1 protein-coding gene is annotated in these 1,268 nt (G+C 52.3%); it reads left to right on the forward strand.

All coding sequences use genetic code 11. The features are described from left to right. Window positions 1-74 precede the first annotated feature (74 nt). Window positions 75-1,244, forward strand: coding sequence for an IS4 family transposase (locus AC1RO5_RS30880; protein ID WP_493179553.1), 1,170 nt, complete (start codon window positions 75-77; stop codon window positions 1,242-1,244). Window positions 1,245-1,268 lie beyond the last annotated feature (24 nt).

A 1,268-nucleotide genomic window follows, 5' to 3' on the forward strand; every position in this document is an offset into this window, starting at 1 on the left:
AAGGGGGAGCTTGCTCCCCCTTGCTGTGCCTGCTTCGTAAGCAATAATCAGGTTTTCAGACTCGATTTTCGCCCATGTTCAGCAGCACTCGATTTGCACAAATGCTCCAGGCCCTTCCTCATCAGCTCTTCAAAGCATCCGTCAAACGCTGTGGCGCTGATCGTTATGCCAAGCAGTTCACTTCGTGGGATCTACTTATCACGCTGATTTACGGTCAGATGGTCCAAGCTAAAAGCTTGCGTACGTTGGCAACAGCTTCACAGTCGTTGGAACCCCATCGTCACCACCTCAACGCCAAGAACATGGTGCGCTCGACCCTTTGTGACGCGCTGAACAAGCGCAGCTCAGAGCCGTTTCGACTGGCCTGCGAGCACTTGCTTCAAGGCATTGGCCGCAAACAGCGCAAGTCGCTCGAGGCGATGATCACCTTGATCGATTCGACCTCGATCAGCCTGCGTGGACCCGGTTTTGACGAATGGACCACCGCGACGAAAACCCGCATAACTCAAGGCCTGAAGGTGCATGTGGCAATCGATCCACGGCAAACAGCCCCGACTTACGTAAACATCACCGCCGCCAACGTCAACGATCTGAGCGATGCCCTGACCATGCCGCTTGAAGCGGGTATGACATACGTTTTCGACAAGGGTTACTGCGACTACAACTGGTGGCACCAGATTGATCAGATGGGCTCTTTCTTCGTCACACGACTGAAGAAAAACGCCAATCTAAAGCAGGTAGAAAATTTGAGGGAAGAGGATGCACCGGAATTCGTTGAGGCAGACGAATCGGTGTTATTCGGTAAGAAGTACCTGAACACTCGGCGTCCGAATCACTACAAGGATCAGGCTGTACGTCGGATTCAGGTTCGTCGAGACGACCACGAAACGCCTCTGGTGCTGGTCACCAACGACTTCTCTCGCTCAGCTGAGGAGATCGCCGATCTGTACAAACAACGTTGGCAGATCGAGTTGTTTTTCAAGTGGATCAAGCAAAACCTCAAGCTCAAACGGTATTTCGGCTTCTCCGAAAATGCCGTCCGTCTGCAGATCTACAGCGCCTTGATTACCTACCTTTTGCTGCACCTTTATCAGCGCCGCTCAGGTTGTTCGGGGGCTATTTCAGACTTTGCCATTCGGCTGACCCATAGTTTGTTCGAACGCCCATTAAGCATCGAACACCTTGAATACCGAAGGCAAAAGCGAACAGAGCTGAAGGCTGCCCAAGGCAGCCTTCAGCTCTGAAAAGGTTTTACCGGACACTAGTGA

Source organism: Pseudomonas sp. GW822-FHT02G04, assembly GCF_058802085.1.

Bases quoted from the DNA above. Each gene is read 5' to 3' on its own strand.
- AC1RO5_RS30880 (WP_493179553.1), top strand. From the start codon at position 75: ATGTTCAGCAGCACTCGATTTGCACAAATGCTCCAGGCCCTTCCTCAT.